The following is a 26,798-nucleotide window of genomic DNA, read 5'->3' as shown; positions in this document are numbered from 1 at the left end:
ATCGTCACGAGGGCCCGCCTCCCGCGTCCATCGCGTGGCGACCTCTCAGGGGCGGGGTCGCCGAGCCCTGCCAGCCCGCGACCGTGGCGGGCATCTCGCCCGGGACCCCGGGTCGGGCATCGGGGGCGCTCAGCAGGCGCTGCGGCATGTCGTACCGGGACAGGCGGCGCAGCCACAGGAACGCCGCCGCGTACAGGGCGACCACCACGACCAGGACGATCTGCCCGACGAACCCGTCGTAGGGCTCCACGTACGCGCGGTTGAACACCGTCAGCAGCAGCGCGGTGCCGACCGAGACGCCGACCACGATGGTGACGCTGCGCCGGGTCGCCCTGCGGTCGGCCGCCACGCGACGGCGCATGTCCAGCTCGGCGCGGGCGGAGGTGGACAGCGCGCCGAGCATGTCGCGCAACCCCGGCCCGCGCAGCCGGGCGTTGAGGATCAGCGCGGAGATCACCAGGTCGGCGGACGCGTCGTTGAGGTCGTCGGCGAAGCGGCGCAGCGCCTCCGGCATCGGCATCCGGGTGTGCAGACGGTCCACCAGCGTGCGCAGCGGCGGCTGCAGGGCCGGGGACGCGGCCCGCACCGACGCCGGGATCGCCTGCTCCAGGCCGACCGCGCCCGCGATGGTGTCGCGCAGCGACTCCGTCCAGGCGGCCAGGCCCTCCAGACGCGACATCGCCTTGCGCTCCTCGGCCGCGCCGCCCGCGATGCCGTCCCAGCCCGCCACCAGCAGGCCCGCCCCGACCGCCGCCACCGGCCAGCGGGTCACCACCAGCACCAGCGTCCCGCCGATCACCGCCAGGGCCGTGCGGGTGGTGAGCGTGCGGACGATGTCCTCGCGGCTGCGACGCGGGGTCGGCCTGCCGGGCCGCGCCGGGAACCCGCGGAACGCCGCGACCAGCAGCAGCGACCCGCCGCCGACGAGCCCGCCCGCGATGACGGCCAGGAGAACGTCCGGCGCGAACATCACCACCCACCGCCCATGACCGGGTCGTAGCCGTACTCGGCCAGCTCGTCGCCGCAGGACGTCGGGGCGGCCGGGAGCACGTGGCCGTCCGGGCCCAACGCGAACACCTCCGACGACAGCACCCGCACGTCGCAGCCGGTGACCTCGCGGACGCTGGCGACGTAGCGGCGCAGCCGCCCGCCGCGGTCGTAGTCGTTGCGCTTCTCGATGAAGACCACGAAGTCGATGGCCCCGGCGATGAGCATGTGGGTGGCCTCGGTCGGGAGCCGTTCCTCCGCCTGGATGGCGTAGGTGGCGATCCGGTTGAAGACCTCCATCGAGGAGTTGGAGTGGATGGTCGACAACGAGCCGTCGTTGCCCTGGCTCATGGCGTTGAGCATGGTGACGATCTCGTCGCCCAGCACCTCGCCGACGATGACCCGGGAGGGGTTCATCCGCAGCGAGCGCCGCACCAGCTCCGCCATCGAGATCTCGCCCTGCCCCTCGGAGTTGGGCAGCCGCTGCTCGAACGCCACCACGTTGGGGTGCAGCTCGGGGAACTGATCGAGGCCCAGCTCCAGGGCACGTTCCACGGTGATCAGGCGCTCACCGGGCGGGATCTCGTTGGCCATGGCGCGCAGCAGCGTGGTCTTGCCCGCGTTGGTGGCCCCGGCGATCATGATGTTCTTGCGGGCGAGGACCGCGGCCCGCAGGAAGCGGCCCAGCTCCGTGGTCAGCGTGCCGTTGCCCATCAGGTCCGACAGGAACACCTTGCCGAGCCTGGCCCGCCGGATCGACAGCGCCGGGCGCAGCGTCACGTCCATCACCGCCGACAGCCGGGACCCGTCCGGCAGCCGCAGGTCGAGCTGCGGGTTGGCGGTGTCGAACGGCCGCGACGACAGACCCGAGTACGCGGCCAGGACCTGGATCAGCTCGACCAGCTCCTCGTCGGAGTCGGCCACCGCCTCGCCCATCACCTCGCGGCCGTCGGCGTAGCCGATGAAGACCCGGTCGCAGCCGTTGATGTCGATGTTCTCGATCTCGGGGTCCTCCAGCAGCGGCTGGAGCCGGCCCACCCCGAACAGCGCCGCGTGGACGCCGGCGGCGAGCGCCTCCTCCTCTTCGGCGTTGGGCGGGCGGCGGCCCGACGTCAGCTCGGCGCGGGCGAACTCCTCCAGCACCTGGGAGATCAGCGCGCGGGCGAACTGCCGTTCGTCCTCGGGCGACATCGGGGCCATCCCGGCGGCGGCGTCCATCCTGCGCTGCTGGGCCAGCCGGTCGCCGACCTCCTGCCGCAGCCGCTTGACCAGCGCGTGGTCCACTTACCGCCCCCTCTCCGGCTGGGGTGCGCCCGGCCGGACGGCGGAGGCGCGCGGGCCCGTCTCGGGCCGGTGGCCGGCCGCGGCCCTCGGCTCGGCCGAACGGTCGGCGGGCTGCGGACCGCGCGGCGCGGCCAGCCGTCCCACCAGGTCGCCCGCCACCTCGCGGGCCGAACGGATCAGCAGCGAACGGTCGAGCCGGCCGCCCCATCGACCGCGCAGCATCTCGGCGCCCTTGGGATCGAGCGCGAAGCCGCCGAGCACGGTCGCGGGCAGGCCGGAGTTGGCGATGATGCGGTCGACCTCGGTGACCGAGCCGCGGAAGTCGCGCGGGTCGGCGATCACCACGATCCCGACGGGCGGGCCGCCGGGCAGCTCCTTGGTCAGGGCGCCGACCCGTTCGCGCAGGTGGGCGACCTGTTCGAGGGTGGCGCGGCAGAACAGCACCACCATGTCCGCCTCGCGGACCAGGTCCATCACCGGGGTGCCCGCGCCGAGCCGCCCGCAGTCGGCCAGCACGTCCACCGACGCCAGCCCGGCGAACGCCCGGCCGAGCGGGCCCCACAGCCAGGTCATGCCCTGGGCCTGCTCGGCGCCCGTGATGCCGACCAGCACGTCCAGCCCGCCGACCAGCCGCTGGCAGTGCTCGCCGATCTGCTCGGGCCGCAGGCCGCGGCGGGCGGTGGCGGCCAGGCTGAGCAGGCCGCGGGACGGGTTGAGCATGGCGGTCCGGCCGCCCTCTCCGCCGGAGGCGGAGCCGCCGTCGCCGCCGTCCCCCGGTTCGGCGGGGAGCCGGTAGACCAGGTCGCCGCCCGCCTGGTCGCATTCGGCCACCAGCACGGGACGGGGCCACACCGCGCCGAGGGCCACCGCCGCGGTGGTGACGCCGGGTGCCCCCTTGTCGGCCGCGAGCGCGATCAGAGCCACGATCAGCCCCCGGCCGGGTCGTTCGTCTGGCCGCCTCCGGTGCCGCCGGACGGCACGGTGCCGCCGCCGGGGCCGGGCGTGCGTCGGCCGTTCTGACCGTTCTGGCCGTTCTGACCGCCGCCGAGGTCGGCCGGGGCGACGGGTCTGCCCGTCGGGACGGTGGTGCCCGGGGGGACCAGCACGATGGCGACGGCCCCGGCGGACGCGGCCTGGGTGAGCAGCGGCGCGTCGGCGGGGGGCACCGCCACGTCCACCATCGTCTGGTCGCCGCGCAGCCGTTCGTCACCGCCCGAGGCGACGGTGACCACCAGCGCGTCGGCCGACAGCAGCGTGCCCGCCCGGGGGCCGCCCTCGGTGCCGCCGACCGCGTAGACGCTGACCCGCTTGCCGCTGTGCAGGTCGGCGGCGGGGAGCTGGCCGGGCTTGAGCGCCAGCCCGACGACCACCCGGCCCTCCGCGGCCGCGGCGCCCGCGGGGGTGACCATGTCGTTGGTGAGCAGCGTGCCCGGGACCAGCGAGACGGCCGCCCGGGAGCCGGCGACCTTGGTGTGCTCCGACCAGTTGACGAAGTTGATGCCCGTGTCGCCGATCTGCGCCTCGCGCAGCGCGTTCGCCGGGATCGGCTGACCCGCCGCGACGGGCGCGCCGATGACGATGGCCGAGACCCGTTGGCCGCTGGCGATCACCAGGTACGCGCTCGTCAGCGCGCCGCCGAGAATGAGGAGCACGGCCAGCGCCGCCAGCGCGGGCTTGCGCTCGCGGGGCGGGACGGGCAATCGCTGCCCGGTGGACGCCCCGAGCCCGGAACGTCCGAGTGGTGCCGAGCTGTTCGAGCCGCCGGCGACCGTCGACTGACTGGCCTTCATCGCTGGATACTCCGAGATGGGCGTGACCGAGCGATCCATGGTCGCGGCGCGGGTGAGCCCCCGTCAATGGATTCTCCGGGGATATGCCGTCCCGTCACCGGGTGTGGCCCCGGGGACCTGCCGTTTCGGTGATCACATCATGGCTTACCCGCGGTCAATTTCGGCCCTCGGGGCCGGCAACCCGATGAGCGAGCCGAGCGACGCCACGGTGTGCCCGAACAACGCGTCGCGATCCTCCACGACGTTGTTGAACTGGCCGAACAGTTCGAAACTCACCCATCCGAAGAGCGCCGACCAGGCGGTCACCGCACGGGCCGCCGCATCGTCCGGAACCCCCGGCATGATGCGTTCCCGAACCCGCGCCAGGTCCTCGGCCGACGCCGCCGGGGCCGCCGGGGCGTTCGCCGGTGTGACGAGCGTCCCCGCCTCGTGGGCGTCGCTCACGATCCGACCGAACACGAGCGTGTCCCGCAGAGCCGGGGGAACCGTGTCCTGAGGGGCCTGATAACCGGGCACCGGCGACCCGTACAGCAGCGCGTACTCGTGCGGCCGGTCCAACGCCCAGCCGCGAACGGCATCGCAGATCGCCCGCCACCGCCCACCGTGGTCATCGCGCCCGCACCCCGCGTCCGCCTGCTCCACCGCCTCCCCGAGGGTGTTGTAACCCTCCACGATCAAGGCCGTGAGCAGGTCGTCCTTGCTCGGGAAGTAGCGATAGACCGCCGAGGACGCCATCCCCATCTCGCGGGCCACCGCGCGCAGCGACAACCCCACCGCGCCCTCCGTGGCCAACTGCCGCCGGGCCGCCTCGGCGATCTCCCGCGTCAGCTCCGCCCGCACCCGCTCCCGCGCGGTCCGGCTCCTGTTCATCCCCACCTCCCAGGCCGGCCAGGTTAGCAGAGCGCTGACATGGAACGAGAGCAGCGCTTCCGGAAATTACTCCGGGCATCGGAACGCGCGCGTCGGGCGTCGGCGGAGGTGGGGGTAATTAAGCTGATCCGGTGTTCGGAGCCGCCCGGCGGCCGATTGCTGGAGGGTTGAATGCGGATCTCGCTCACCGCGCTGACCGGCCTGGGGCCACGGGATGTGGTGATCGACGCCGATTCCGAAATGACCGTCGGAAATGTGGCGAAGGCTGTTTTCGACGCTCTGGACACCGATTCGCCGACGATTCCCAGGCCGCGTTCGGGTGAGGACTCTCGACGGGCGCTCTGGATGGACGGGCGGATGCTGGATCCGCAGGCGCAGGCCGTTCGGGAGCTGCGGGACGGGGCGGTCGTGGCGGTGGAGCGGCGGGCGGCCGCGGCCACGGTGTTCGCCGAGCCGACCGGGCTGGTCGAGGTCCGGGTCACCGGGGGGCCGGCCGCCGGGGCGGTGCATCGGCTCGGGCTCGGCACCAGCACCTTGGGCGGCGGTGAGGACGTCGACCTGAGCGTCGCCGATCCCGGCATTCCGCCCCGGTCGCTGCGCATCACCGTCCAGCGCGCGGCCGGTGGCGCCAGTGGCGTGGAGGTCGAGGCGTCCGAGCAGACCGTGGCGCTCCTGGAGGGGCGGAGACTGGAGGGCCGGACGCCGTGGCCGTTCGGCGCGCTGTTGATGGTCGGCTCCACGGTGCTGACCGTGGCGCCCAGCACGGCCCCCGACACGCACCTGGAGCCGCTGCCCGGCGGGGGGCTCGCCTTCAACCGGCCGCCGCGGATCGGTCCGGCATGGCGGCCCCGCAAGTTGGCCGTCCCGCGTCCGCCCGAGCGCGGACATCGGGAGCGGCTGCGGTTGTTCGGTGCGCTGCTGTTCTCGCTGTTCGGCCTGGTCATGGCGTATGCGCTGGGGCAGTGGTGGTGGGCCCTGTTCGCGTTGAGCTGGCCCCTGATCCAGGTCGGCGAGTGGGCCTCGGACCGGATGTACGGGCGCAAGTCGTACCGCAAGGAGTTGAAGGAGTACCAGCGGCGCAGCGCCGCGTTCGCCGGGGAGCTGGACGCGTTGCGCCGCCGCGATCAGGACGACCGGCGGGCGCTGCGCGTCGACCCCGCCGAGGCGCTGCTGACGGCGACCGGCCCTCGCCGGCGGCTGTGGGAGCGCCGCATCACCGATGAGGACACCTTGCACATGCGGGTTGGTCTGGCCGACCTTCCCGCGCGGATCGAGTTGGAGGGCAACGAGGACGGGACCGTTCAGGTGCCCGTCGCGCACGCGGTGCCGGTGGCGCTGCGGCTGGCGGACCTCGGGGTCTTCGGGCTGACCGGGCCGCGTCCGGCGGCGCGGGCGCTGGCCCGGTGGATGGTCGCGCAGTCGGCGCTGCTGCACAGCCCTCGCGACCTGGCCATCGTGGTGCTGTCCGCCGAGGAGGACGGGGCCGAGCACTGGAACTGGGTGCGCTGGCTGCCGCACTGCGCCCCGCACGCGGGCGAGGAATGTCTGGCGCTCGTCGGGGCCGACCCGGAGTCCATCGCGCACCGGGTCACCGAACTGGCCATCCGCATCACCGAACGCCGCCGTTCCGCGGACCCCACCTCGGCGTTCGGCGAGGCGGGGCGGCCGGACGTGCCGTACAACATCCTGGTCGTGCTCGACGGGGCGCGGGCGCTGCGGCGGGTCCCCGGGATGCCCCACGTGCTGGCGCGCGGCCCCGAGTACGGCGTGTACGCGCTGTGCATCGACGACGAGGAGCGGCTCCTCCCCGAGGAGTGCGCGGCCGTCGCGACCTGGGAGTGGAGCGGCGACGTCCCCGACACCCTCCGGCTGCGCGGGCAGGGCCTGGACGCCATCGGCCCGATCCTCGCCGACCAGGTCTCGGTGGCCTGGGCCGAACGGGTGGCCCGGGCGCTGGCCCCCGTCCGCGACGTGTCCCGCGAGGACGCCGACGAGTCCCTGCCCGCGCAGGCCCGGCTGCTGGACCTGCTCGAGATGCCCGACCCCACGGCCGCGCACGTGCTGAACGCGTGGAAGGACGGCGGCGGCCGCACCACCCGGGTGCCGATCGGCGTCGCCGCCGACGGCCCGTACCGGCTCGACCTGCGCACGGACGGCCCGCACGGACTGATCGCCGGAACGACCGGCGCGGGCAAGTCGGAGCTGCTGCAGACCCTCATCGCCGCGCTGGCGGTCGCCAACCGGCCGGACGAGATGACGTTCGTCCTCATCGACTACAAGGGCGGGGCGGCGTTCAAGGACTGCGCCGCCCTGCCGCACACCGTGGGGATGGTCACCGACCTCGACGGGCACCTGACCGAACGGGCCCTGCAGTCGCTGGCCGCCGAGCTGCGCCGCCGCGAGGAGATCCTGCTGAACGCGGGGGCCAAGGACATCGAGGACTACGGCGACCTTCGCGACCGCGCCGCCGCGTCCCGCGCCGTCCAGGGCGGTGGCGTGGGCCGGTACGCCCGCCCCGGGACGGCCGCCGGCCCCGACCTGCCCCCGCTGCCCCGGCTGGTGCTGGTCATCGACGAGTTCGCGGCGATGGTGGCCGAGCTGCCGGACTTCGTGGCGGGCCTGGTGGACATCGGCCGACGGGGTCGTTCCCTGGGCGTCCACCTGATCCTGGCCACACAGCGGCCCGCCGGGGTGGTCACCGCCGACATCCGCGCCAACACGAACCTGCGGATCGCGCTGCGGGTGACCGACGCGGACGAGTCCACCGACGTCCTCGACGCCCCGGACGCCGCGCACATCCCGCAGTCCACGCCGGGCCGCTGTTACGTGCGGTCGGGGGCGGCCACGCCGTTCGCGGTGCAGACGGCGCGGATCGGCGGACGCCGCCCCGGGTCGCGCGCCGACGTCACCCTGTCCAAGGGGACGCAGGGGTCGACCGCCGCCGTTCTGCCGGTGCCGTGGGAGGGGCTGGGCCGCGCGCTGCCGTCGTCCGGCGAGCCGGAGGACACCGACACGGTCACCGACCTGGCGTTGCTGGTCCGCGCGATCGGTGAGGCGGCCACGCGCGCCGGGGTCCCGGCGCAGCGCTCGCCCTGGCTGGACCCGTTGCCCGACCGGGTCCGGGTCTCGCTGCGCACCGCCGCCGGGGGCTCGGTGGTGGACGTGCCGCCGCTGGAGTTCGGGGTCACGGATCTGCCGGAGGTCCAGTCCCGCGAGGCCCTGAGCCTCGACCTGGCCTCGGGCGGGCACCTCTACGTCGCCGGGGCCGCCCAGTCGGGCCGTTCGACCGTGCTCCGCACCCTGGCGGGCTCGTTGGCGTCCGCCTGCTCCCCGTACGACGTGCATCTGTACGCCATCGACTGCGGGGCCAACGCGCTGCTCCCGCTGGTCGCCCTGCCGCACTGCGGGGCCGTCGTCGGACGCGACCAGCTCGACCGCTGCGAACGGCTGCTGTCGGCCCTGTCGACCGAGGTCTCCCGACGTCAGCAGGTCTTGGCGGAGGCCGGCTTCGCCACCTTGGCCGAGCAGCGGGCCGCCGTGGCGTCCTCCGACCGGATGCCGTGGATGGTGCTCCTGCTCGACCGGTGGGAGGGTTTCCTGGGGGCGTTCGAGCACTACGACTACGGTCGTCTGGTCGACGCCTTCCTGCGTCTGCTCCGGGAGGGCGCGGCGGTCGGTCTCCGCGCCGTCGTCACCGGCGACCGGACGGGGTTGGGCGGCCAGATCTCCACGGTCTTCGACCGGCGGCTCGTCCTCCGGATGGCCGACCCCATGGACTACGGCTACGCGGGGCTGCAGGAACGCCAGGTCCCCGCGTTCATGCCGCCGGGACGGGTCGTGGAGCACATGGGGCCGGGGCGTCCGCTGCGCGAGTCCCAGATCGGCCTGCTCGCCGACGACCCCTCCGGCCCGGCGCAGGTCGCCGCGCTGCAGGACGTCGCCCGCGTCTGCAAGGAGCGGTACGGCACCCTCTCGCGCCGGCTGCGTCCGCTGCACGTGGACGAGCTGCCCGTACGGGTCACGTACTCCGAGGCGATGTCCCTGGACCCGGACCACATGGCCCCCTCGGCGCTGTGGGCGCTGGTCGGGGTCGGCGGCGACACCCTCGCCCCGGTGGGCGTGGACCTGCTGAACGAGGGGCCCGGCTTCGTGGTCGCGGGCCCGGCGCGTTCGGGGCGTTCGACCACGTTGCTGACGATCGCGCTGTCCCTCCTCGACCCGGCCTCCGCGGGGGGCCTGGTGCCCGTCCTGCTCCTCACGCCGCGCCGTTCCCCGTTGGCGTCCCTGGCCGGGCGGCCCGGCGTCCTGGGCGTTCTGAACGCCGAGGCCACCGAGAACGACCTGTTGGAGGCGATCGGCGACGAGCACCGCTATGTCGTCATCGTCGACGACGCCGAACTCCTCGACGAGACCGACCTCGACGACGCCCTGCGCACCGTCCTCCGCACCGCGCGGGACGGCGAGCACGCCCTGGTCATCGGCGGCACCACCGAGGACCTCGCCCGAGGGTTCCGGGGGTTCCTGTCCGACACCCGACGTTCGCGCTCGGGGGTGCTCCTGTCCGTCGACTCGCCCGACGACGGGGAGCTCTTCGGCCTGCGCCTGCCTCGCAACACGTCCCTCGCCGGGCCCACGGGCCGGGGGCTCTTCGTCACGTTGGGGACGGCGTCTCAGATCCAGGTCGCGCTTCCCCCGGAGGTCAGCGGATGATGGACAGGATCTCGAAGACCGCCGTGCCGAGCCGCCGATCGCCCTCGACGTGGCCGCGCGCCAGGGCCTCTCGGGGTTCGAGGCCGCGTGTGCAGAGCCGCCAGGCCGTCTCCGCGTCCATGCGCACCGTCGCGGCCGGTGCGCCTTCGCGAGAGGCCAGGGACCAGCCCGTCGAGGTTCTGGTCGCGGTCCAGGCGCTGCCCGCCGGGCCTTCCACGATCACCCGCACCTGCTCCCCGATGCCCGCCGCCGTGTGACGCAGGGTGTGCGGCAGGGCCCTCATGAACGTGTCGAGCACCGGCCCGAGGAGCCGGGGATTCCCGTCGGTCCCACGGCCCGTGGCGTGCCGGATCTGCTGTCGATGCGTCCAGTACTCGGTCAGGTCACGCGCGCAGTCGAGCCACAACGGGGCGGGATCGGCCCCCGCCCACGAGACGTCCAGGCTCCTCCCGTCGGGGTCGCCGCCCTCCCACAGGGCGGCGATGGCCGCCCCCGTCATGTCCAGCGACTCGGTCAGGGCGCGGGGGCTGATCCGGGCGGCGGCGTCCACCCATTCCTGATTGATCCGGTGGATGAACTCCTCGAAGGTCTCCCCCGGCCGGGGCGCGGGGCCCTCCCGATGTCCGTCCCGGTCTCGTGAGATGCGGCCGTAGTCGACGCCGAGGACGTGCGCGGTCAGGTCGCGCACCGTCCATCCCGGTACGGCCTCCGCCCGCCACTCGTCGGCGTCGAGTTCCCGGAGCAGCCCGAGCAGTTCCCCGCGCTCCTCGGGGAACAGCGGACGCGCGTCGATCGGTGGGCCCAGCCAAGAGAGATCGTCCATCGTTCCCACGGTAGATCACCTCAGCGGGCCGGACTCGGCTAAGTTCCCGCGACGACCTGCACTTCCTGACCGAGCGGATCGAGACGGAACACCCGGAGATCGCCGAGGAGGAGTGACCCTCGAGGCTCACGCGCCTCTCTCCAGCAGTTCCCTGGCGCGGGCCGCGTGGCCGGTCTCGACGCGCACCTCGTACGTGGCGGCGACGAGGGCGCTCTTGGAGACGAAGTCGCGACGGCCCCCGCTCATCGCGTGCGTCACCAGCCCGAACAGCGCCCCGGCGACCGCCCCCCAGAGCAGCCCGGCCAGGATGACGCCCACCGAGGACAGCGACCCGGGTGTGAAGATGGCGAAGAACAGCCCGATGAGCAGGCCGAACCAGGCCCCGGACCCGGCGCCCATGCCGACGGCGCGCAGGGTCGTGAGCCGCCCGAGGACCTGCTCGACCATCCGCAGGTCCACCCCGACGATCACCGAGTGCTCGACCGGGAAGTGCAGATCGGACAGCCGGTCGACGGCCGCCTGCGCGTCCTCGTACCCGGCGTACGTCGCGATCGGCTCGGTCGTCAGCAGCGTCCTGTTGAGAGGTGGCGTCGACATGGGGCCTGCATGCCCGTTGAGGACTTGCGCACACGTCCGGTTAGGGTGCCGCCATGGACGTCGCAGAGGTGGCGCGGGAGGTCGAGGCGTCGCTGCGTTCGCTGGGCGGTCCGGAACGGGCCATGCAGGAGAAGCGCTATTTGAAGAGCGACCTCGTCCACCTGGGGGTGCCGGTCCCGGCGATCCGGAAGGTGGCGCTCGCGGCCGTGCGGTCACGCGTCGAGCGCGCCGAGGTGCTCGCCCTGGCCGAGAGGCTGTGGACGGCTTCGAGCGACGGCGTTCCCGTGCACGAGTTGCGGATGGCCGCCGTGGAGGTGCTGGTCAAGCGGGCCCCCTCGCTGGAGCCGGAGGATCTCGCCCTCGCCGAGCGGTTCCTCCGCGAGTCGAGCAGTTGGGTGTACGTGGACGCGCTCGCCGACCGCGTCGTCGGGGACATGGTCCTCCGCCGGCCGCAGACGGCCGCGACGCTGGACGCGTGGGTGCACGACCCCGTCCTGTGGATCAGGCGGTCGGCGCTCCTTGCGTTGCTGCGCGGCATCCGCGCCGGCCGTCCCGATCTGGCGCGGATCTCCCGGTACGGCGACGTCCTGCTCGGCGAACGGGAGTTCTTCATCCGCAAGGCCCTCGGCTGGGTGCTGCGCGAGCTCTCCAAGCGCGATCCCGACTGGGTGGCCGCCTGGGTCGACGAGCGCGCCGAGCGGCTCTCGGGCGTGACCCTCCGGGAGGCGACCCGCCACCTCCCCCGGCCGGCCGCGAGGTGACCGGGCTCAGACGCGGCGTATCGAGAACGTGGAGCACTCCGAGCCGGTGGAGTCGACGACGCCGTTGATGGTGAGGGGCCGGTCGCCGGTGATGTTGGTGGCCTTGATGTCGACCATGAGGTAGGACCCCGGCCGCTGCAGCCAGCGGTCGCCGTTCAGGTCGAGGACGCCGTTGGTGAAGCTGCCCTTCATGACGAACGACCCGTTCGGGACGGACGGGTTGCTGGGATGGGCGGAGAACCTGAAGGTGGCCTCCAGACCCCCTCCGGCGGCCTCGGTGATGAGCAGTGACAGGTTCGTGAGGCCCTGGGTGCAGGTGTAGGTGCCCGTCCACGCGCCGAGGACGGGAGCGACCGACGTGCCGGGCGCCTCCCCCGCGGGCGGCGGGTCGTTGTCGGCACCGGTCGACTGCGAGGTCTCGGCGCGCGGGTCGTCGTCGCCGTTGGTCGCGACCACCAGAACGCCCACGATGACGAGGACGAGCACGGCGAGCACGGCGACACCCACCGCCACCAGGCGCGGCCCGGTCGGGGACGGCGTGCCGGGCCCGGGCGGCCCGTACGACGGGGTCGTGGGGCCCTGCTGCTGCCAGGCGGGGGCGGGCGCGGGCGCGGGGGAAGGCGTCCATCCGCCGCCGGGATACTGCGCGGGCACTCCGGGCGCGGGCGTCAGCGGGAACGGCGCGGGGGTCACGGGGAACGGCGGAGGCGTCAGCATCCCGGGCGCCCCGGACCCCACGGGCGCGCCGTGCGCCGGCGTCACGGGGAAGGGCGGAGGCGTCGCCGGCGGGGGCGGCGGCTGCGGGGAGGCCGCGCTCGGGCCGGTGCCGAGGTTGCGTTCGGCGATCATGGCCGTGACCGGGGCCGGCAGCCACGCCTCGGAGGTCCCGGAGGCGTCGGACAGATACCGCAGGACGTCCGGGATGCCGGGCCGGGCGGCCGGGTCCTTGGCCAGACAGGCGCCCACCAGGGCGCGCAGCGAGGCGGGGACGGGCCCGAGGTCGGGATCCTCGCGGATGATGCGGTAGACGATCGAGGCGATGGAGCCCGCGTCGAACGGCCCCTCGCCGGTGGCGGCGTAGGTGAGCACGGACCCCAGGGCGAACACGTCGCTGGCCGGCCCCAGGTCCTGAGCCCCCTCGGCCTGTTCCGGGGACATGAAGCCGGGGGTCCCCATCACCGAGCCCGCCGCCGTCATCATCGTGGAGCCCATCGCGCGGGCGATCCCGAAGTCGATGATCCGGGGGCCGTCCTCGGCCAGGATGACGTTCCCCGGCTTGAGATCGCGGTGCACCAGCCCGCAGGCGTGGATGGCCCCGAGCCCCTCCGCCAGCCCCGCCCCCAGGGCGCGGACGGTGCGTTCCGGGAGCGGCCCGTGGGTCTCGATCGCGTCCTGGAGGGACGGACCCGGAACGTAGGCGGTGACGAGCCACGGCGGGTCGGAGTGCGGGTCGGCGTCCACGAGCTGGGCGGTGTGGAAGCCGCCGACGCGACGCGCGGCGTCGATCTCCTGGGCGAAACGGCGGCGGAAGTCGGAGTCGGCCGCCAGACCCGGCAGGACGAGCTTCACCGCGACGGGGCGGCCCCCCGGCGAACGCCCCAGGAAGACCTGGCCCATCCCGCCGCCGCCCAGCCGGCCGAGCAGCCGGTAGGACCCGATCTCCTGCGGATCCTCAGGACGCAACGGTTGCGTGACCATGGACTCCCCCGTCCGTCTCGACTTGGCGGAGCACCGATGATGTCAAGAATTGGAGCGAACCACACGAAAACGACCCGCGCCCCCTGCCCGGAGACACCGGGGCACGGGGCGCGTCGAACGACGGAGGGTCAGGCGTTCCGCATGGCGCGGATGCCGATGAGGAGCCCGCCGACCGCGACACCGAGGGCCGCCAGGACCCCGTAGCCGACGGTCGCCGAGACGATCTCCCCGCCGAACAGGGCCCGTTCCGCGTCCACCACGTACGTGAGCGGGTTGAACCGGGCCAGCGTCCGCAGCCAGCCGGGACCGTCGTCGATCGGCAGCAGCATCCCGGCGAGCAGCAGCAAGGGGAACAGCAGCGTCTGCTGCACGGTCCAGAACAGCCACTCCTGGTCCTTGGACGCCAGCGCCAGCGTGTACGACAGCGCGCCGAGACCCACCCCGAACACGGCGATCAGCAGCAGCCCGAGCAGCGCGCCGGCGGGATCCGGCCGGAAGCCGAACGGGACGGTGACCGCCATGATGATCAGCGCCTGGCCCATGATCGGCACGATCTCCTTGAGCGAGCGGCCCACGATCAAGGCCGGCCGCCGCAGCGGGGACACCAGCATCCGCTCGTGCGAGCCGGTCTGGATCTCGAACTGCAGGTTGGAGCCGGTGACCGAACCGGCGAACAGGCACGACATCACGATGATCCCGGGCACGAACCACTGCAGCGCCGAGCCGCCGCCGGGGACGGTGTCCGGCAGCAGCGGCCCGAACAGCGCCAGGAAGAACACCGGCTGCACCATCGTGAAGACCAGCGAGAACGGGTTGCGCAGCACCGGCCGCAGTTCGCGGGTGAAGACGACGGCCGTGTCGGAGACGAGGGTGGTGCTCACTTGCCCTCCTTGGAGGCTTCGCGCAGGCTGCGCCCGGTCAGGTTGAGGAAGACGTCGTCGAGGGTCGGTCGGGCGACCTCGACGGCGGCCACCGTGATGTCGGCGTCGTCCAGACCGCGCAGCAGCTTGGGGACGAGCCGCGCGCCGCCGTCGGCCTCGATGACGACGCGGGACCCGCTCTGCTCGATCCGCGCGTCGCCCAGGACGCCGAGCCGTTCGCCCGCCGCCCGCGCCGCGTCCCGTTCGTGGTCGAAGGTCAGCACGATCCGGTCGCCGGCGTGCTCGGCCTTGAGGCGTTCGGGGGTGTCGTCGGCGATGACCCGACCGTGGTCGATGACGATGACCCGCTCGGCGAGCTGGTCGGCCTCGTCCAGGTAGTGGGTGGTCAGGACCACCGTGGTGGCGTGCCGTTCCCGCAGCGCGGTGATGTGCCCGGCGAGGGCGGCCCGGTTCTGCGGGTCGAGACCGGTGGACGGCTCGTCCAGGAACAGCAGGTCCGGGGCGTGGATCAGGCCCATCGCGATGTCCAGACGACGGCGCTGGCCGCCGGACAGCGACGACACCGTCCGGTCGGCGACGGCCTCCAGGTCCAGGGACGCGATCAGCTCGGCGGCCCGGTCCCGCGCCGCCGCACGGTCGAGGCCGTACGCGCGGCCCTGGCTGATCAGCTCGTCGCGGCCGCGTTGGCTGTGCGCGGCGCCGTTCCCCTGGCCGACGTAGCCGATGCGGTGGCGGACGCCGCGCGGGTCGGTCGTCACGTCGCGGCCGGCGACCCGCGCGGTGCCGGCGGTGGGCGCCAGCAGGGTGGTGAGCATCCGCAGGGTGGTGCTCTTGCCCGCCCCGTTGGGCCCGAGCAGGGCGACCAGCTCGCCGGCCCGCACCTCGAGGTCGAGGCCGCGCACCGCCTCGACCGTCTGCTTCTTGACGGTGAAATGCCTGGTGAGGCCCTCTGTACGGATCATCGCTTCGGTCATGGGGACCACGTTAGGAGGAATACCGGCCACTTTCTGACCGCAATGCGCGCGAGGATGGATCCATGGCGAACACGAGCGCGCGCATGCTGCGGTTGCTGTCCCTGCTGCAGACCCATCGCTACTGGGCGGGCGGGGAGCTGGCGGACCGGCTGGGGGTGAGCGAGCGAACGCTGCGCCGCGACATCGACCGGCTGCGCGACCTGGGCTATCCGGTGGACGCGGGGCGCGGGGTCGGCGGCGGCTACCAGCTCCGGTCCGGGGCCGCCATGCCGCCGCTGCTGCTGGACGACGAGGAGGCCGTGGCGATCGCGATCGGGCTGGGGACGGCCGCCGCCGGCGCGGTCGGCGGCATGGAGGAGACGGCGGTCCGGGCGCTGGCCAAGGTCGTCCAGGTGATGCCGCCTCGACTGCGCCGCCGGGTCGAGGCGCTGCACGACTACTCGGTGCCCGCCGAACGCGGCGGGGCGCCGCCCCTGGACGCGGTCGCCCTCACGGTGATCGCGCGGTGCTGCCGGGACGACGAGCGGCTGCGGTTCGGCTACCGGGCCCGCGACGGGCGGGAGACGCGGCGCACGGTCGAGCCGCACCGCCTCGTCTCACGTGAGCGTCTCTGGTACCTGGTGGCCTGGGACATGGAACGCCACGACTGGCGCACCTTCCGGGTGGACCGGCTCGCCGACCCGGAGCCCACGGGCGAACGCTTCCGCCAACGCGAACTGCCCGGCGGGGACGTCGCCGCGTTCGTCCGACGGCAGATCACGTCCATCCCCAAGCGGTACCAGGTGGTGGTAGACATCGCCAGGCCGGCGGACGAGATCCAGCGGAGGGTGGGGACCTGGGGGGAGGTCGAGGCGACCGGTGCGGGTGACTGCCGCCTCACCATGCACGTGGACGCCCTCGACTGGACGGTCATGGTGCTGGCGACCGTGGACGCCGGGTTCGAGGTGATCCGCCCGGCGGAGCTGCGGGACCGCCTGCGCTCGGTCGCCGACCACTTCGACCGCGCCGCCGGCGCGCCGTGACGGTGGGCCGTGACGGCGCGGGAGGGCGGCTGCGGGCCCCGGCTTCGGGGGGGATGAGCCGGGACCCGCAGGCTCTCGGGGTGGCCGTCAGCGGGTGGCGGCCTCGATGTTCTGCTGGGAGCGCTTGATGTCCTGGCCGCCCTCCTCCAGGGCGATGGCCATGCGGTCGAAGGCCGTCTTGGCCTCCTGCCAGGCGCTGCGGAACCGGTCCGCGCCCGGCCCCCACCAGATCTCGGTGCTGCTCGCGGTACGGCCGTTGAGGTCCTTGATCAGCGCGTCCAGGTTCCTGGAGTGCTTGCTGAACATCCGGGAGAGATCTTCCAGAGCCGCGATGTTGGCGCCCCGCCTGTCGCTCATCTTCCCGTTCCCTTCGCTCGGCCACCGGTGACATGCACTATTTACGCGCAAGATCCGCCCGGGGGGAAGGGATATGGCCCGGCCCGTCCGCCGGGTGTGGACGCGCCGGCCGGTTCCGGCCATGGCGTCAGCGTGAGATGTCGGTGACCTCGCCGGCCGGGGTGGGCTCGGGAACGTCCGGCGCGGGGGACGGGCTCGGGGCGCTCGGCGACACGGCGGGCGACGCGCCGTCCCCGGTGCTCGGCGCGGGCGTGGGCGGCGGCGTGGTGGCGCGGACGGGCGGCGCGGGCGCGGGCGGCGACGGCAGCGGACGCCCCGGGTCGTTGATCGGGCTGGCGTCCGGGTCGATCACCCATTCGCCGACCAGCGTGAGCCGACCGTTCTCGGTGGCGAACTCGAAACGCCGCCGCACCCGCTGGGTCACGGCCCCGCCGCCGCCGGGCGTCGCGTACCTGACCTCGGTGTACTCGGTGGCGTCCAGGGTGAAGCGGTCGCCGTCGCGGGTCACCGTGGCGCCCTTCAGCCGAGTGTGCGCCGCCGTGAACGGGGGTCCGCCCGCCACCGGGGCCCGGTTGCGGGTCTCCAGCCTGCGGAGCGCCTCCTGCTGGGCCCGGGCGAGCCGGGGAGAGATGCGCACGCCCAGCACCTCGGCGGGCAGCGGCCGGGCCCGGGACGACGCCTGGACCAGCGCCTGGGTGCGGCGCTCCAGCATGGTGCGGGCGGCGGCGGTCAACTGCTGCGTGGTCTCCTCGTCGACGCCGGCGGGGCCGGTCGGCAGGACGTGGGAGGACGGCACGACGACACAGCCGGCCAGCATGACGACGGCCAGGCCGGCCCGGCGGCTCCTGCGGCTCCTACGGCTCCTGCGAAGAACCATCAGCCTCTCCGTTGCGATCAACGGCCGTGGGTCTGTCGCGAAGATACACGCGATGCCCGGAACCCGCCGCAATCGACGCCACGCGACCGTTGTCGCCCTCCGCGCCTGGTTCCGCCGCGAGCAGGGCAAAACCCGGGAAAGCAGGGCCTTACGAAAATCCCGAGCAGCCGGTTATCTAGACTTCGCAGCAGGTTGACAAAGGTCACCGGTCCAGGTGGAGGCGCCGATCGGGCCGGGGGCGCGCCACCGGACGAGGTGCCTCGGGAGGAGACGTACGTGCGCAAGGTCTTGATCGCCAACCGTGGAGAGATCGCGGTCCGCATCGCCCGCGCCTGCCGGGACGCGGGGCTGGCCAGCGTGGCCGTGTACGCCGAGCCCGATCTGGAGGCACTGCACGTCCGCGCCGCCGACGAGGCCCACACCCTCGGCGGACGCACCGCCGCCGACACCTACCTGGACATCGACAAGATCCTCAAGATCGCCGCCGACACCGGAGCCGACGCCGTCCACCCCGGATACGGATTCCTGGCCGAGAACGCCGACTTCGCCACCGCCGTCCACAACGCCGGCCTGGTCTGGATCGGCCCCCCACCCGCCGCGATCACCGCCCTGGGCGACAAGGTCCAGGCCCGCCACATCGCCCACAAGGTCGGCGCGCCCCTCGTCGCCGGCACCCCCGACCCCGTCACCGGAGCCGACCAGGTCCTCCAGTTCGCCCACGAACACGGCCTGCCCATCGCGATCAAGGCCGCCTACGGCGGCGGCGGACGCGGCCTCAAGGTCGCCCGCACCCTGCAAGAGATCCCGGAGTTGTACGAGTCGGCGGTGCGGGAGGCCGTGGCGGCGTTCGGACGCGGCGAATGCTTCGTCGAGCGCTACCTGGACCGCCCCCGCCACGTCGAGACCCAATGCCTGGCCGACACCCACGGCAACGTCATCGTCGTGTCCACCCGCGACTGCTCCCTCCAACGCCGCCACCAAAAACTCCTCGAAGAAGCCCCCGCCCCCTTCCTCACCGACGAACAGAACCGACTGCTGTACACCGCCTCCAAGGCCATCCTCCGCGAAGCCGGCTACACCGGCGCCGGCACCTGCGAATTCCTCATCGGCCAAGACGGCACCATCTCCTTCCTGGAGGTCAACACCCGCCTCCAGGTCGAACACCCCGTCACCGAAGAGACCACCGGCATCGACCTCGTCCGCGAAATGTTCCGCATCGCCGCCGGCGAACCCCTCGGCTACGACGACCCCCCCACCCGCGGCCACTCCATCGAATTCCGCCTCAACGCCGAAGACCCCGGACGCGGCTTCCTCCCCGCCGTCGGCACCCTCACCACCTGGCGACCCCCCACCGGCCCCGGCATACGCCTCGACACCGGATACGAGGAGGGCCAGACCGTCCCCCAAGCCTTCGACTCCCTCATCGCCAAACTCATCGTCACCGGCGCCACCCGCCGGCAGGCCATCCAACGAGCACGACGCGCCCTCAACGAATTCGACATCGACGGAATGCCCACCGTCCTCCCCTTCCACCGAGCCGTCCTCGACGACCCCGCCTTCACCTCCGAACCCTTCACCGTCCACACCCGCTGGATCGAAACCGAATTCGACAACACCATCCCCCCTACCAAGGCGCACCCACCGGCGAAACCGTCCCGGACGAACGCGAGCGCGTCACCGTGGAGGTCGGCGGCAAGCGTCTGGAGGTCGTGCTGCCGGCGGGGCTGGGCTCCGTGGGGCCCGCGCCCTCGGGGCAGGCCCCCGCCCGCAAGCGGGGCGGCAAGAAGGGCGGCGGCGCGTCGGCGGGCGGCGACGCCCTGGTCAGCCCCATGCAGGGCACGATCGTCAAGGTCGTCGTCGAGGAGGGCGCCACCGTCGCCGAGGGCGACACGGTCGTGGTCCTGGAGGCCATGAAGATGGAGCAGCCCCTCACCGCCCACAAGGCGGGCACCGTCACCGGACTGGCCGCCGAGGTGGGCGCCACCGTCTCCAGCGGCGCGGTGCTCTGCGAGATCAAGGACGCCGGCTGAGGGGTTCCTCCACGGGGGCAAGGTCCGTGGCCCCACGACGGTTGGAACCCTCCTGATGGGTACGGCAGCCACACCTAGCCGTACACGCTGGAGGTCCTCGGTGAAACTCGCTTACCTACGTCCCCTGTACGAGCGCTCCGGCCCGTTCGCCTCCGTCTACCTCGCCACCGAGCGGCACACGGCGGACGCCGCCAAGGCCCTGGGGTTGCGCTGGCGACACGCTCGGATCGAGCTGGGTCGGTTGGGGGCCGACGACGCGACCCTCGACGCGATCGAGGAGGTCGTCACCGACCGCGACAACGCCGCCCCCGGGCGCGCGGTGTTCGCCACCGACGGGCGGGTGATCCACAGCGAGGTGCTGCCCGCACCGCCGCCGCAGGTGGTGGTCCGGATGAGCGAGCTGCCGGACGTCATGCCGCTGCTGGAGAGCCGGGAGGAGCCGGTGCCGCACGTGTGCGTCAAGGCCGACCGGCAGGGCGCGGAGATCATCAGTGTCGGCGACTCGCGGCACGTGACCACCGTCGAGGGCCTGGACTGGCCCATCCGCAAGGTCAGGGCGGGCGGCTGGTCGGAGTCGCACTACCAGCGCAACGCCGAGGAGACCTGGGAGGCCAACGCCCGCGAGGTCGCCTCCCGCGTGGCCAAGGAGGCCGACGCGGTGGACGCCGAGGTCATCGTGGTGGGCGGGGACCTGCGCGCCCGCGACCTCGTCCTGGAGAGCCTCGGCGAGCCGTACGTCCGCAAGGCCGTGGTCGCCGAGCACGGCAACCGCAACGCCGGCTCCAACGGCCACGCGTTCGAGGAGGAGGTCCACACGGCGCTGCGCGGGCTCGGCGAGGAGCACCGGGACGGGGTGGTGGCCCGGTTCCGGGAGGCGTACGGGCGCGGCGACGCGATCGCGGGCCTCGCGGACGTGGCCGAGGCGCTGCGCGGCGGGCAGGTGGACACGCTGCTGGTGACCCGGCCGCTGCGGGGCGAGCTGTGGTTCGGGCCGCAGCCGTACGAGTTGGCCACCTCCAAGAAGAAGCTGCGCGAGCTGGGCGTGGAGGAGCCGCACTGCGAGGCGGCCGGGTCGGTGCTGGCGCGCGCCGCCACCGCCACCGACGCGGAGATCGTCTTCACCGACGAGGTGCAGCCCCCGGGACGGGTCGGGGCGGTGCTCAGATATACCGCATAAAACCGTTCTGACCTGCACTGATCTCCATCATTGCGGGGCATACCAAGAGATATGGGCACATTCTCCGTCCGGTCCGCCGTCCGTCGGGCGGCGGCCGGGCTGCTCTCGGTGATCTCGGTGATGCTGGTGACCCTGCTGGCCGCCGGGTGGGCGACACCCGCGCGGGCCGACACGGTCAGCGAGATAGCCGACGGGCTCCGCCAGTCCCGCCTGTACGTGTCCTCGGAGGCGGCGGGCGCACTGTCCGACGCCGAGCGGGCCGACGTGCGCGCCGCGCTGGACTCGGCGGGCCGCGCCGACATCCGTGCCGTCGTCACCCGGGAGGGTGTCGGGCAACAGACCCTCGTCCGGATGCTGCGGGCCGTGCACGGCCGGGTCGGCGAGGGGGACGTCTATGTCGCCGTCACGGCCGACAACCGGATGCTCGCCATCTCCGACCGGCTGTCCGGCTCCGAGATCAACCGGCTGATCACGCAGACCGGCGGCGACGACATCGCCGCCCGGCTGATCGAGTTCAGCGCGCTCGCCGACGAGAAGGCCGCCGAGAAGTCCCGCAGCCACACCGTCACCACGTTCGTGATGCTGAGCCTGCTGCTGGTCGTCGTCGCGGGCCTCGCCGGGGTCTTCCTGGTGTCGCGCCGGCGTCGCCGCCGGCGGGACGAGATGCGGATGGCCGAGCTCAAGGAGAGCGTGGAGGAGGACGTCACGCGACTGGGCGAGGACATCATGGCCCTCGACCTCGACGTGACCGATCCGAGCCTGGCCCCCGAGGCCCGCGAGGACTACACGCACGCCCTCAACGCGTACGACTCGGCGAAGGGGGCCGTGGAGACGGCGCGGCAGCCGGAGGACATGCGCAACGTCACCTCCGCGCTGGAGGACGGACGCTACGCCATGACGGCGGTGCGGGCGCGTCTGGCGGGCGATCCCGTGCCGGAGCGCCGTCCGCCGTGCTTCTTCAACCCGCAGCACGGCCCCTCCGTCCAGGACGTGCCGTGGTCGCCGCCGGGCGGCGCGCTCCGGGAGGTGCCCGCCTGCGCCGCCGACGTCGATCGGGTGCTGAGCGGCGAGAGCCCGCACGCCCGGATGGTGCCGGTGGACGGCATGCGGCGGCCCTACTGGGACGCCGGGCCCGCCTACGCGCCCTACGCGGGCGGCTACTACCGGGGCTTCGGGGGCGTGGACCTGCTCAGCGGGATGCTCATCGGCACGGCCCTGGGCTCGATGTTCGGCGGCGGATGGGGCTTCGGCGGATACCCGGGCGGCTTCGCGGGCCCCGGCGACTCCTTCGGCGGGGACACCGGTGACGTCGGCGGCGGATGGGACTTCGGGAGTGGCGACTTCGGCGGGGGCGGCGATTTCGGCGGCGGCGACTTCTGAGCGCCCGCCCGGACGGCGGCGGGTCCCGTGACCCGGCTCTCCGGCGACCCCGGCGCCTGGCGTCGCGTCGGCTACACGCTGGGCTTCCGGCTGCCGCCCGACAACCTCGACTGGGTGCGCCACGACCTGACCGACGCGGGCTGGCGGGGCCGCATGATGGCCCGCCACCTGGCCCTGATGACACCGATCTGCGCCCTGTTGGCCCTGTTGCCCGGCCCCTGGTGGCTGCGCCTGTCCGTCCCGCTCCTCGCGCTGCTGGCCAGCGTGTTCAGCGTGGCGATCGGCGCGCCCGACCTCCGCGACGCCCGACTGCGCCGACACGGCCTGCCGCCCCTCGGCCGCCGCTGACGACCGGGGCCCCGGCACGCCCCTGAGGGGCCTCCCGCTCGGCAGGAGGCCCCTCATCGGCCGGCGTCAATGTGACGTGCCGCGTCGCTTGTAGGCGGCGACGAGGGCGACGCCGACGGCGGCGAGAGCGATCTGGAAGACCAACTCGATCCAGTCGATGCCGTTCGTCGTGGCGACGCCGACGCCCTGCGCCAACGCGGTCCCGATGAGCGCGGCGACGATACCGACGCCGATGGTCAGCAGTACGCCGACGGGCTGACGCCCGGGCAGTACCAGCCGGCCCAGCGCGCCGATGATCGCGCCGATGATGATGGCGGTGAAGATCCCTGACACGGTCACTGGTTCGACCTCCCATTGGATGGTCCGTCCCGCGACGTGTGCCCGCTGAAGCCGGTTTCTCACATCCTCGGGCAGCGATCCCCCCGCTTACGCGCGTCCGGCCCGGCGTAGATCGCCGATCGTCAGGACGAAGTCGGCCGTGCCGCCGGCGTCCTCCCGCGCACCGCGCACCCGGGACGCCTGCCGCACGCCGTCGCCGGCGATCGTCCAGTGGGACAGTCGCACGGTCGCGCCGGGGAGTTCGCAGGTCTGCCCGGGCGTGGCCAACGCGGCGGTGTTGCCGCGCACGACCAGCGTCCATCGACAACCGTCGTCGGTCCGGGCGATCACCTTGCCGTCGCGGGCACGGCTGAACTCGATCCGCCCCGTCTGCGGGACGAACTCGGGCCGCTCGGCACCCGGCCTGAAGACCATCGCCATGTTGACCTGGGTGGCCCGATTCGCGGGCGTGTACGCCCAGGACCCCGCGAACCGTCGTACCGCGCCTCCCGCTCCGGGCTTCGGAGCCCGGGTGCGGGTGCCGTTCCGGAGAACGAACTCGTAGTCGCCGCCGGGGCGGTGGCTCAGCGCGGTGATCACCTCTCGCTGACGATGTCCGCGCGTGGTGGTGGTCCAGTGGGTGATCGTGTAGCCGACCCCGTTCACCTGGTTGAAGCAGTACTGCCGTTCCGGTGACAGCACCAGGGAGCCGTCCCGTTCCGCGAAGCGCCAGGTGCAGCCCACGTCCGTACGGGCCACCACGCCCCCGTCCGGGCCGACGGAGTACACGATGTCACCGATCTGCGGCACCTCCAGCGGGCCTCCGTTCGGGCCGGGGGCGGTGCAGTCGGGCGTGTCGGCGGGGCAGCGCAACAGGGCGATGTTCCGGCCGGAGTCACGGTCGGGCTGGTCGTAGTTCCACCGGCCCAGGTAGGGCGCGTTCCGTGCGGCGGGCGCGGCGGACGCCCCCGGCGCGGCGGCCACGGCGGGCGCGGCGGACGCACCGGGCGCGGGGAGGGCGAGTGTGCCGGTGATCGCCAGGGCGGCGATCGAGAAGCGGCGGGTGAAGGACGTCACGTGCATGGCCGGTCCCTGAGGGGTTCGGGGCCGCGTGGCGCGGCCGTTCACCCCTCAAGAGCCCCGGCGGTGCGCCGAGTGTGACAACCGTCAGTAGGCCGACTCCTGCATCAGCCGGCGGGACGCCTCCGTCAGGCTGCCCGACAGCGACGGGTAGACCGCGAAGGTGTGCGCCACCTGGTCGACGGTGAGGTGCTGCTGAACGGCGATGGACAGGCCCAGGATCAGCTCGCTGGCCCGGGGGGCCACGATCACGCCGCCCAGCACGATCCCGGTGGACGGACGGCAGAACAGCTTCACGAAGCCGTCCTCGAAGCCCTGCATCTTGGCCCGGGGGTTGCTGAACAGCGGCAGCATCACCGTGCGGGCGTTGACCTCGCCCGCGTCGATCATCTTCTGCGAGACGCCGACGGTGGCGACCTCCGGGTCGGTGAAGATGTTGCTGGCCACCCACCCGAGCTTGAGCGGCTGGACGGCCTCGCCGAGGGCGTGCCACATGGCGATCCGGCCCTGCATGGCGGCGACCGAGGCCAGCATCAGCACCCCGGTGCAGTCGCCGGCGGCGTAGATGTTGCTCACCGCCGTCCGGGAGACCTTGTCGACCTTGACGAAGCCCCGGGACAGCTCGATGCCCGCCTTCTCCAGGCCGATGCCGCGCGTGTTGGGCTCCATGCCGACCGTCATCAGGCAGTGCGAGCCCTCGACCTTGCGGCCGTCCTCCAGGGTGACGATCACCGAGTCGCCGGTCCGCTGGACGCCGGCCGCCCTGGAACGTGACAGCACGTTCATCCCGCGTCGCAGGAACACCTCCTGCAGCACGCTGGCGGCGTCGGCGTCCTCGGACGGCAGGATCCGGTCGCGGGAGGAGACCAGGGTCACCTTCGAGCCCAGCGACAGGTAGGCCCCGGCCAGCTCGGCGCCGGTGACGCCGGAGCCGACCACGATCAGCTCCTCGGGCAGCTCCGGCAGGTCGTACAACTGCCGCCAGTTGAGGATGCGCTCGCCGTCGGGCTCCGCGCCGGGCAGCACCCGGGGGGTGGCCCCGGTGGCGATCAGCACCACGTCGGCGGGCAGGTCGACGCCGTCGACCGTCACCGTGTTGGGGTCGGTGAGCCGGGCCTCGCCGCGCACGATCCGCACGTCCTCGTAGGCGAGGCGCTCGGCGACGTCGAACGACTGGGCCCGGGCCAGGTCCTTGACGCGCTTGTTGACCAGGCCGAGGTCCACCTCCAGACCGCCGACGATGCCGTCGGGGCCGCCGCTGAACTGCAGGCCGAGGGCTGCGGACTCCGACATCACCGCCATCCGCGTCGAGGTGGCGATGAGCGTCTTGGAGGGCACGCAGTCGGTGAGCACGCAGGCCCCGCCGAGGCCGTCCCGCTCGACCACGGTCACCTCGCCGCCGAGCTGCGCGGCGACGAGGGCGGCCTCGTAGCCGCCGGGCCCTCCTCCGATGATCACGATGCGGGTCACGTCTCCATTGTTTCCCATCGGAACGAGTGGACCGTCCGGATGATCCGCCGGGCGACCACCACCCCGCGTCCCGGAACCCGTACGCTTGACGCTCGTGACCCTGTACGCGGCGTACGCCTCCAACATGGACCCCGAGCAGATGGCTCGGCGGGCACCGCACTCACCGCTGCGCGGGACCGGCTGGCTGCAGGGCTGGCGGCTCACGTTCGGCGGTCGGGACGTCGGCTGGGACGGCGCGCTGGCGACCGTCGTCGAGGACGCGGACGAGCACGTCTTCGTCGTCCTGTACGACGTGCCGGCCTGGGACGAGCAGGAGCTGGACGCCTGGGAGGGCGCGGAGCTCGGCGTCTACCGCAAGATCCGGGTCCGGGTGGACACCCTCGAGGGCGACGTCCTGTGCTGGATGTACGTCCTGGACGACTACGAGGGCGGGCTGCCGTCGGCCCGCTACCTGGGCATCCTCGCCGACGCCGCCGAGGCGGCCGGGGCCCCCGACGACTACGTCAAGGAGCTGCGCACCCGGCCCTGCAAGTCGTTGGGCGAACCGCCGCTGTAGTGTCGGATGAGTGAGCAACGACGCTTTTGACCTGGCGAGGGCGGCGGCCGACGAGCTGCGGTCCCGGTCCTTCGACTCCTTCGACGTCGCGCTGGTGATGGGCTCCGGCTGGGTCCCGGCGGCCGACGCGCTCGGGGAGCCCGCGGCGGAGCTGCCCGTGACGGAACTTCCCGGGTTCGCGCCGCCCGCCGTGGAGGGCCACGCCGGCAAGATCCGCGCGGTACGGGTCGGAGGCGCCCGCGCCCTGGTCTTCCTCGGCCGCACCCATCTGTACGAGGGGCTCGGCGTCGACCCGGTCGTGCACGGGGTCCGCACCGCGCTGGCCGCGGGCGTGAAGACCGTCGTCCTCACCAACGCCGCCGGGGGTCTGCGCCCCGAGCGGCAGAAGGTCGGCGACCCGGTGCTGATCTCCGACCATCTCAACCTGACCGGCGCCAACCCGCTGACCGGCGCCGACTTCCTCGACCTCACCGAGGTGTACTCCCGGCGTCTGCGCACCCTGGCCCGCGAGATCGACCCGTCGCTGACCGAGGGCGTCTACACGGCCTTCCGGGGCCCGACGTACGAGACCCCGGCGGAGATCCGGATGCTGCAGACCCTCGGCTCCGACCTCGTCGGGATGTCCACCGTCCTGGAGGCCGTCGCGGCCCGCCGGGGCGGCGCGGAGGTGCTCGGCATCTCCCTGGTGACCAACATCGCCGCGGGCCTGTCCGACCGCCCCCTCGACCACGAGGAGGTCCTGGAGGCGGGCCGCGCGTCCGCCGCCCGGATGGGCGACCTGCTGGCCACCCTGACGGGCAAGCTCTGA

The 26,798-nt window shown here is 73.3% G+C and carries 23 protein-coding genes and 1 pseudogene; 9 read left to right on the top strand and 15 right to left on the bottom strand.

What is annotated here, in order from left to right; all coding sequences use genetic code 11:
- Positions 1 to 4: 4 nt before the first annotated feature.
- From DFJ69_RS18655 to DFJ69_RS18635, 5 genes are all read right to left on the bottom strand, one after another.
- Positions 5 to 970: a type II secretion system F family protein gene (locus DFJ69_RS18655; RefSeq protein ID WP_116026726.1), complete on the bottom strand. Its 966-nt coding sequence runs from the start codon at positions 968 to 970 to the stop codon at positions 5 to 7.
- Positions 970 to 2,271, bottom strand: a complete 1,302-nt coding sequence (locus tag DFJ69_RS18650; protein WP_116023783.1) for a TadA family conjugal transfer-associated ATPase — start codon at positions 2,269 to 2,271, stop codon at positions 970 to 972. Before DFJ69_RS18650 ends, DFJ69_RS18655 begins: the two co-directional genes overlap by 1 nt.
- Entirely contained in the window at positions 2,272 to 3,195 is a 924-nt protein-coding gene (locus DFJ69_RS18645) for a hypothetical protein (protein WP_116023782.1), read from the bottom strand.
- A gap of 2 nt (positions 3,196 to 3,197) precedes the next feature.
- Positions 3,198 to 4,061, bottom strand: coding sequence for a hypothetical protein (locus DFJ69_RS18640; protein ID WP_211328655.1), 864 nt, complete (start codon positions 4,059 to 4,061; stop codon positions 3,198 to 3,200).
- Between the two features lie 144 nt (positions 4,062 to 4,205).
- Entirely contained in the window at positions 4,206 to 4,931 is a 726-nt protein-coding gene (locus DFJ69_RS18635) for a TetR/AcrR family transcriptional regulator (RefSeq protein ID WP_116023781.1), read from the bottom strand.
- Between the two features lie 171 nt (positions 4,932 to 5,102).
- Between DFJ69_RS18635 and DFJ69_RS18630 the strand changes: the two genes are divergently transcribed.
- The gene (locus DFJ69_RS18630) at positions 5,103 to 9,641 is read left to right on the top strand and encodes an FtsK/SpoIIIE domain-containing protein (RefSeq protein ID WP_116023780.1); all 4,539 of its coding nucleotides are present in this window, start codon (positions 5,103 to 5,105) and stop codon (positions 9,639 to 9,641) included.
- Here DFJ69_RS18630 and DFJ69_RS18625 read toward each other — a convergent pair.
- Positions 9,631 to 10,464 carry a maleylpyruvate isomerase family mycothiol-dependent enzyme gene (locus DFJ69_RS18625; RefSeq protein WP_116023779.1) on the bottom strand — a complete coding sequence of 278 codons (834 nt, stop codon included), beginning with the start codon at positions 10,462 to 10,464 and terminating at the stop codon, positions 9,631 to 9,633. The two genes, DFJ69_RS18630 and DFJ69_RS18625, sit on opposite strands and share 11 nt — an antisense overlap.
- A gap of 126 nt (positions 10,465 to 10,590) precedes the next feature.
- Positions 10,591 to 11,061 carry a general stress protein gene (locus DFJ69_RS18620; protein WP_211328654.1) on the bottom strand — a complete coding sequence of 157 codons (471 nt, stop codon included), beginning with the start codon at positions 11,059 to 11,061 and terminating at the stop codon, positions 10,591 to 10,593.
- Between the two features lie 53 nt (positions 11,062 to 11,114).
- On the opposite strand from DFJ69_RS18620, the gene DFJ69_RS18615 reads away from it, so the two are divergent.
- Complete coding sequence (locus tag DFJ69_RS18615; protein ID WP_116023778.1) at positions 11,115 to 11,822, top strand: DNA alkylation repair protein; 708 nt, start codon at positions 11,115 to 11,117, stop codon at positions 11,820 to 11,822.
- Between the two features lie 6 nt (positions 11,823 to 11,828).
- Here the strand turns inward: DFJ69_RS18615 and DFJ69_RS34940 are convergent, their stop codons facing one another.
- The 3 genes from DFJ69_RS34940 to DFJ69_RS18600 all read right to left on the bottom strand — a co-directional run bounded on the left by DFJ69_RS34940 (position 11,829) and on the right by DFJ69_RS18600 (position 15,363).
- The gene (locus DFJ69_RS34940; protein ID WP_211328653.1) at positions 11,829 to 13,520 is read right to left on the bottom strand and encodes a serine/threonine-protein kinase; all 1,692 of its coding nucleotides are present in this window, start codon (positions 13,518 to 13,520) and stop codon (positions 11,829 to 11,831) included.
- Positions 13,521 to 13,648: 128 nt separating this feature from the next.
- A complete protein-coding gene (locus DFJ69_RS18605; RefSeq protein ID WP_116023777.1) occupies positions 13,649 to 14,401 on the bottom strand; it encodes an ABC transporter permease in 753 nt (250 codons plus the stop codon).
- Positions 14,398 to 15,363 carry an ATP-binding cassette domain-containing protein gene (locus tag DFJ69_RS18600; protein ID WP_116026724.1) on the bottom strand — a complete coding sequence of 322 codons (966 nt, stop codon included), beginning with the start codon at positions 15,361 to 15,363 and terminating at the stop codon, positions 14,398 to 14,400. The genes DFJ69_RS18605 and DFJ69_RS18600 overlap by 4 nt, the downstream gene beginning before the upstream one ends.
- 74 nt (positions 15,364 to 15,437) lie before the next feature.
- Between DFJ69_RS18600 and DFJ69_RS18595 the strand changes: the two genes are divergently transcribed.
- Complete coding sequence (locus DFJ69_RS18595; protein ID WP_211328652.1) at positions 15,438 to 16,397, top strand: helix-turn-helix transcriptional regulator; 960 nt, start codon at positions 15,438 to 15,440, stop codon at positions 16,395 to 16,397.
- Between the two features lie 87 nt (positions 16,398 to 16,484).
- Here DFJ69_RS18595 and DFJ69_RS18590 read toward each other — a convergent pair whose 3' ends face one another.
- Positions 16,485 to 16,754: a WXG100 family type VII secretion target gene (locus DFJ69_RS18590; RefSeq protein ID WP_116023776.1), complete on the bottom strand. Its 270-nt coding sequence runs from the start codon at positions 16,752 to 16,754 to the stop codon at positions 16,485 to 16,487.
- Positions 16,755 to 16,881: 127 nt separating this feature from the next.
- Entirely contained in the window at positions 16,882 to 17,631 is a 750-nt protein-coding gene (locus DFJ69_RS18585; RefSeq protein ID WP_147312358.1) for a hypothetical protein, read from the bottom strand.
- A 276-nt stretch (positions 17,632 to 17,907) separates the two neighbouring features.
- On the opposite strand from DFJ69_RS18585, the pseudogene DFJ69_RS18580 reads away from it, so the two are divergent.
- From DFJ69_RS18580 to DFJ69_RS18565, 4 genes and pseudogenes are all read left to right on the top strand, one after another.
- Positions 17,908 to 19,661, top strand: a pseudogene (locus tag DFJ69_RS18580) (acetyl/propionyl/methylcrotonyl-CoA carboxylase subunit alpha).
- A 100-nt stretch (positions 19,662 to 19,761) separates the two neighbouring features.
- Positions 19,762 to 20,838 carry a baeRF2 domain-containing protein gene (locus DFJ69_RS18575; RefSeq protein WP_116023774.1) on the top strand — a complete coding sequence of 359 codons (1,077 nt, stop codon included), beginning with the start codon at positions 19,762 to 19,764 and terminating at the stop codon, positions 20,836 to 20,838.
- A 51-nt stretch (positions 20,839 to 20,889) separates the two neighbouring features.
- Positions 20,890 to 22,218, top strand: coding sequence for a hypothetical protein (locus tag DFJ69_RS18570; RefSeq protein WP_116023773.1), 1,329 nt, complete (start codon positions 20,890 to 20,892; stop codon positions 22,216 to 22,218).
- Between the two features lie 27 nt (positions 22,219 to 22,245).
- Positions 22,246 to 22,566 carry a DUF5313 family protein gene (locus tag DFJ69_RS18565; protein ID WP_116023772.1) on the top strand — a complete coding sequence of 107 codons (321 nt, stop codon included), beginning with the start codon at positions 22,246 to 22,248 and terminating at the stop codon, positions 22,564 to 22,566.
- Positions 22,567 to 22,632: 66 nt separating this feature from the next.
- On the opposite strand, the gene DFJ69_RS18560 is transcribed toward DFJ69_RS18565, so the two are convergent.
- The 3 genes from DFJ69_RS18560 to DFJ69_RS18550 all read right to left on the bottom strand — a co-directional run bounded on the left by DFJ69_RS18560 (position 22,633) and on the right by DFJ69_RS18550 (position 25,434).
- Positions 22,633 to 22,905, bottom strand: coding sequence for a GlsB/YeaQ/YmgE family stress response membrane protein (locus DFJ69_RS18560; protein WP_116023771.1), 273 nt, complete (start codon positions 22,903 to 22,905; stop codon positions 22,633 to 22,635).
- An 87-nt stretch (positions 22,906 to 22,992) separates the two neighbouring features.
- On the bottom strand, positions 22,993 to 23,967 hold the full coding sequence (locus DFJ69_RS18555) for a hypothetical protein (protein WP_116023770.1): 975 nt from the start codon (positions 23,965 to 23,967) through the stop codon (positions 22,993 to 22,995).
- An 84-nt stretch (positions 23,968 to 24,051) separates the two neighbouring features.
- Positions 24,052 to 25,434 carry an NAD(P)H-quinone dehydrogenase gene (locus DFJ69_RS18550; RefSeq protein WP_116023769.1) on the bottom strand — a complete coding sequence of 461 codons (1,383 nt, stop codon included), beginning with the start codon at positions 25,432 to 25,434 and terminating at the stop codon, positions 24,052 to 24,054.
- Positions 25,435 to 25,528: 94 nt separating this feature from the next.
- Here DFJ69_RS18550 and DFJ69_RS18545 point away from each other — a divergent pair, with 94 nt between their 5' ends.
- Together DFJ69_RS18545 and DFJ69_RS18540 are read left to right on the top strand one after the other, a co-directional pair.
- Positions 25,529 to 25,990, top strand: coding sequence for a gamma-glutamylcyclotransferase family protein (locus DFJ69_RS18545; RefSeq protein ID WP_116023768.1), 462 nt, complete (start codon positions 25,529 to 25,531; stop codon positions 25,988 to 25,990).
- A gap of 10 nt (positions 25,991 to 26,000) precedes the next feature.
- A complete protein-coding gene (locus tag DFJ69_RS18540) occupies positions 26,001 to 26,798 on the top strand; it encodes a purine-nucleoside phosphorylase (RefSeq protein WP_116023767.1) in 798 nt (265 codons plus the stop codon).

The organism is Thermomonospora umbrina (assembly GCF_003386555.1).
Taxonomy (GTDB): Bacteria; Actinomycetota; Actinomycetes; order Streptosporangiales; family Streptosporangiaceae; genus Thermomonospora; species Thermomonospora umbrina.
Note: the sequence above shows the minus strand (reverse complement) of the source record. Positions and strands in the feature narration are given on the sequence as shown.